Raw genomic sequence first — 4,861 nt, forward strand, 5'->3', positions numbered from 1 at the left:
TTTTTGAGCGCTCACGGCTACCGTTCGCGCAGTGCCTCGCGCGCCTTGTTCAGCGGCTTCAGCAGGTAGTCGAGCACGGTCTTGCTGCCGGTGTGGATGTCCACCGTGGCGATCATGCCGGGCACGATCGGAAAGCTCTCGCCGCCCTTGTTCTTCAGGTGGTCCGCGTCGGTGCGGATGTACACGCGGTAGTAGTACACGTCGCGCTTCACGTCGTCCTGGATGGTGTCGGGCGAAATGGTGGTCACCTTGCCCGGCAGGCCGCCGAAGATCGAATAGTCGTACGCCGTCACCTTCACCGTGGCGTCCTGCCCGGGGTGGATGAAGGCCACGTCGCGCGGCGAGATGCGCGCCTCCACCAGCAGCTTCTCGTCCAGCGGCACGATCTCCATGAGCTTGCCGCCCGGCGGCAGCACGCCGCCCACGGTGGTCACGGCAATGTCCTTCACGATGCCGCGCACCGGCGACGCGAAGGTCAGCCGCGTGAGCGAGTCGGAGCGCCCGCGCGTCACCGAGCGCTGCGCCTCGATCTCGGCGTTGGCCTTGGCGAGGTCTTCGCGCGCCTTCACGTAGTACTGGCTCTTCAGGTCCGAGGCCTTGGTCTCGGCCTCGTTGATCTGGCGCTTCAGCCGCAGCACCTCCACGTCGCTGGCGGCGCCGCGCGACACCAGCGGCTCGGTGAGCGCCAGCTCGCGGCGCATCAGCACCAGCGCCTGCGACACGCCCGCCAGGCTGCTGGCGAGCTGCTCGCGCCGCGACTGGTAGAGCGCGGTCTCTGTGCGCACCAGGTCGGGCTCGTTGCGCACCTCGGCCGGAAACACCAGCGCCGTGCCGCCCACCTCGGCCGTGAGCCGCGCCGACATGGCCAGCGCCGCGCGCACGCGCGAGGCGCTTTCCTGCACGGTCGATTCGGTCTTGGTGCGGTCCAGCTGCGCAAGCACCTGGCCCGCGTTCACGATGTCGCCCTCGCGCACCTTCAGGTCAACCAGGATGCCGCCTTCCAGCGACTGGATCATCTGCTCGCGCGACGAGGGCACCACCTTGCCGGTGCCGGTGGACACCTCGTCGAGCTTGAAGAACCAGGCCCACGCGAGCATCGCGGCCAGCAGCGCGGCCACGGTCCACACCACCAGCGAGGCGCCGGGCAGCGGGGGCTCCACGGGCGCGTAGCGGCGCTGATCGGCCGTCGCTGCGTTTGCGGCCTTCGCGGCCTTTGCGTTCTTCTTGCCTCCCCGCGGGCTGCCGAGCGGAGGGTCTTGCGCGAGCTCAGGCGTTGCCATGGGAGAGCTTTCCGAGAATCTGGTCCTTCGAGCCGTCCATCACCACGCGGCCGCCCTCGATCACCACGATGCGGTCCACCCACTGCAGCACCGGCATGCGGTGCGTGGCCACCACCAGCGTGCGCGGCGCCAGCCAGGCGCCCACCGCGTCGATCACCTGGCGCTCGGTCACTTCGTCGAAGTGCGCCGTGGGTTCGTCCAGCAGCACGATGGCGGGCTGGCGGATCAGCGTGCGCGCCAGCAGCAGCGCCTGCCGCTGCCCGCCCGAAAGGCCCAGGCCTCCCTCGTGGACCAGGTCGTCCAGCCCCTCGGCGCGCGAATGCACGAAGGGCAACGCACCGGCCATCGCAATGGCCTCGAGCACCTGCGTGTCGGTGGCCAGCGGCATGCCCAGCGTGACGTTCTCGCGGATCGAGCCGTGGAACAGCCGCGCGTTCTGCGTGAGCAGGCCCATGTCGCGGCGCAGGTCGGCCGGGTCGATCAGCCCCAGGTCGAGCGCGTCCAGCGACACATGGCCGCGCTGCGGCGCATGCAGCCCGGCCAGCAGCTGAAGCAGGGTCGACTTGCCCGCGCCCATGCGCCCGAGCAGCGCGACCTTCTCGCCGGCCTTGACCTGCAGCTGCCCCACCGCGAACGCGGGCGCCTTGTCGTCCTTGCCGTAGCGGAACTCCACGCCGGCCAGCGTGTAGTGGCCGCGCAGCGCGGGCACGTGCACGCGGCGCGCATGCTCGGGCTGGTCCACCGGGCGCTGCATGAGCTGGTCGAGCCCCGCGCGCGCCACCTTGGCCTGCTGCCAGCGCGCGAACACGCCCGAGAGCTGCGCCAGCGGCGAGATCATGCGCGAGGCCAAGATCGACGAGCCCACCAGCGCGCCGGTGGTCATGTCGCCCTTCATCACCAGGAAGCAGCCCGCCAGCAGCACCACCGCGTAGACGATGCCCTGCACCTCCTGCGTCCACGTCATCAGCAGCCCGGTGAGAAAGCGCTGGCGCATGCTCACGCTGGCGGCCACGTCGTTGGCGTGGTTCCACTGGTTCTGGAAGCGCGGCTCGGCGCGCATGAGCTTGATGTCCTCGATGCCTTCCACCGCCTCCACCAGCAGCGCGTTGCGCAGCGCCGATTCGCGCATGCCCTCGTTGGCCAGCCGCGCCAGCGGCTTCTGCACCAGCAGCCCCGGTATCACCAGCAGCGGCACCGCCGCCAGCGCCACCCAGGCCAGCGGCCCGGCCACCAGCCACAGCACCACCAGGAACAGCACGAAGAACGGCAGGTCGGCCACCGCGCCGATGGTGGTGGAGGTGAGCAGCTCGCGCACCTGCTCCACCTCGCGCACCTGCGCGATGAACGAGCCGGTGGACTTGGAGCGCGCGTCGTTGCGCACGCGCAGCGCGTGGCCGAACACCAGGTCGGACACCTTCAGGTCGGCGCGCTTGCCGATCACGTCCGAGATGTGGGTGCGCGCCATGCGCAGCACGAACTCGAAGGCCACCGCCAGCATCACCCCGCCGAACAGCACCCACAGCGTGGACTCCGACTGCGCCGGCACCACGCGGTCGTAGATCTGCATGGAAAACACCATGCTCGACAGCGCCAGCACGTTGGCGAACACCGAGGCCAGCACGATGTCGCCGTAGCGACGCCAGTCGCGCAGCGCGATCGACCAGAACCAGTTGGCCTCGTAGGGCTTGACGTAGTCGTCCACCCGCGCGTCGGGCACCGCCGTCTGCGGCCGCAGGATGGCCACGCGGCGCGCGCGGCGGCGCAGTTCCTCGACCGGCACCGCCGTTTCCAGCCCGTGGTCGCCGCCCAGCAGCACGCCCAGCCGGCCCTTGCCGTCGGCGGTGCGCACCACGCCGACCTCGCCGTCGTCGAACTCCACCACCAGCGGCAGGCGCCAGGGGTCGAGCTGCGCGTCGGTGAACGCGTCCAGCCGCAGCGCCAGGCCCAGCTGCCGCGCCATGTGGTCGAGCAGGGTGTCCAGCGGCGCGCCGCGCTCCCAGGCCAGCGAGACGCGCGTGCTTTCCTCGGAGGCGCCGATGCCGTAGTGGCGCGCCACGTGGACCATGGCGTCGAGCCAGCTGGTGTAGTGCCGCGGAAGGTCCCTTGCATTCATGGCAGCAGCTCCATGCCCTGGACGGTGGTGTTGTCCAGCCCGTAGAACGCGCGGGCCTGGCCCGTGGCGCCGATGTAGCCGACGCGGCTGGCCCAGAGGTCGTGCAGCACGGCCTCCTGCTCGGCGGCGGCCTGGTAGATCTCCTGCTCGGCGTTCAGCAGGTCGAGGATGGAGCGCGTGCCCAGCGTGTACTGCTCGCGGTACAGGTCGCGCGCCTCCACGATGCTGCGCCTGCGGTCGGCCAGCACGCCCAAGCGCGCCTGCGCGCCGATGACCTGCTCGCGAAAGTTGCGCGCCTGGTCGCCGGCGTTGAGCCGCGCGGTCTCGATGCGCATGCGCGCAGCCTCCTCGGCGGCGCTGGCGGCGCGCACCTGCGCGTCGAGCGCGCCGCCCTGGTAGATCACGCTCGTCAGGTTGAGCATCACCGTGTGGTACGTGCCGTTGCGCTCCAGCGTGGCGGGGTTGATGCCGCCCATGGCCTTGTTGACGGAAGCGTCCACGCTCAGCGTGGGGTAGCGGTTGGCCCGCGCGATTTCCAGCTGCGCCGAGGCCGCGCGGCGCTCCGCCTCGGCCGCGAGCACGTCGGGCAGCAGGCTGGTGTCGGGCGGCCCGTCGGCGCGGAAGGTGCCGGCCAGGCCGTCGGAAAGGCTGCTGGGCAACGGCGCGATCTGCGGCGGCACGCCCGGCCCCAGCAGCGTGCCCAGGCGCTCGCGCCACTGCGCCAGCTGCGACTTCACCTGCAGCAGGTTGGCGCGCGCGCTGTCCACGCGCGACTCGGCCTGGATCGGGTCGGCCCGGGTGCTGATGCCCGCGTTGGCGCGCAGCCGCGCCGTTTCGAGCACCTTTTCCACCGCCTGCACCTGCTCCTGCGCGATGGCCAGCAGCGCCTGGTAGCGGTGCGCGGTGACCACGGCGTCGGCCGCCTGCTGTGCCACCGTGTCGATCTGCTTCAGGATGCCGGCCTGCTGGCGCCGCACCAGCGCCTCGGACTGCGCCACGGCGCCGTCCACCTTGCCGAAGTCGTAGAGCATCTGCGAGACCGAGGCCGTGGCCACCGTGCCGGTGCTGCCGCCCTGCGAGGCGGGTGCGTTGCTGCTGCCGCCGCCCACGCCCACGCGCACCTGCGGGTAGTAGCCGGCGCGCGCCACGTCCACGCCGCCGGCCTGCTGCGCCAGCGTGGAGATCGCATCCGAAATGGACGGGTGGCGCGCCACCGCCTGGCGCACCGCCTCGTTCAGCTCCAGCGGCTGCGTGCTGGCCGGCGCCACGGGCAGCGGCCGGCCCGGCTGCAGGTTGAGCTCCTGCGCCAGCGAGCTGGGCGCGAGCCGGCGCGAGACCTTCAGGCCGCCGTCGTCGGCCGATGCGGACGCGGTGGAACCGGCCAGGGCCAGCCATGCGAGCGCGCGGAGCGCACGGAGCGCATGGAGCGCACGGGGCGCACGGAGCGCGGCGCGGTGCGTCACCCTTC

General features: G+C 71.6%; 3 protein-coding genes. All 3 read right to left on the minus strand.

Translation table 11 applies throughout. The features are described from left to right. Positions 1-17: 17 nt before the first annotated feature. Genes AB6807_RS26800 through AB6807_RS26810 form a run of 3 tightly spaced genes read right to left on the minus strand, consistent with a single transcriptional unit; the run spans position 18 to position 4,856 of the window. Positions 18-1,280, minus strand: a complete 1,263-nt coding sequence (locus tag AB6807_RS26800) for an HlyD family type I secretion periplasmic adaptor subunit (protein ID WP_371086934.1) — start codon at positions 1,278-1,280, stop codon at positions 18-20. Then, positions 1,267-3,393, minus strand: coding sequence for a type I secretion system permease/ATPase (locus AB6807_RS26805; RefSeq protein ID WP_371086935.1), 2,127 nt, complete (start codon positions 3,391-3,393; stop codon positions 1,267-1,269). Before AB6807_RS26805 ends, AB6807_RS26800 begins: the two co-directional genes overlap by 14 nt. Further along, a complete protein-coding gene (locus AB6807_RS26810; protein ID WP_371086936.1) occupies positions 3,390-4,856 on the minus strand; it encodes a TolC family outer membrane protein in 1,467 nt (488 codons plus the stop codon). Before AB6807_RS26810 ends, AB6807_RS26805 begins: the two co-directional genes overlap by 4 nt. Positions 4,857-4,861 lie beyond the last annotated feature (5 nt).

Origin of the sequence: Variovorax sp. RCC_210, from assembly GCF_041355175.1 — a bacterium.
Taxonomy (GTDB): domain Bacteria; phylum Pseudomonadota; class Gammaproteobacteria; order Burkholderiales; family Burkholderiaceae_C; genus Variovorax.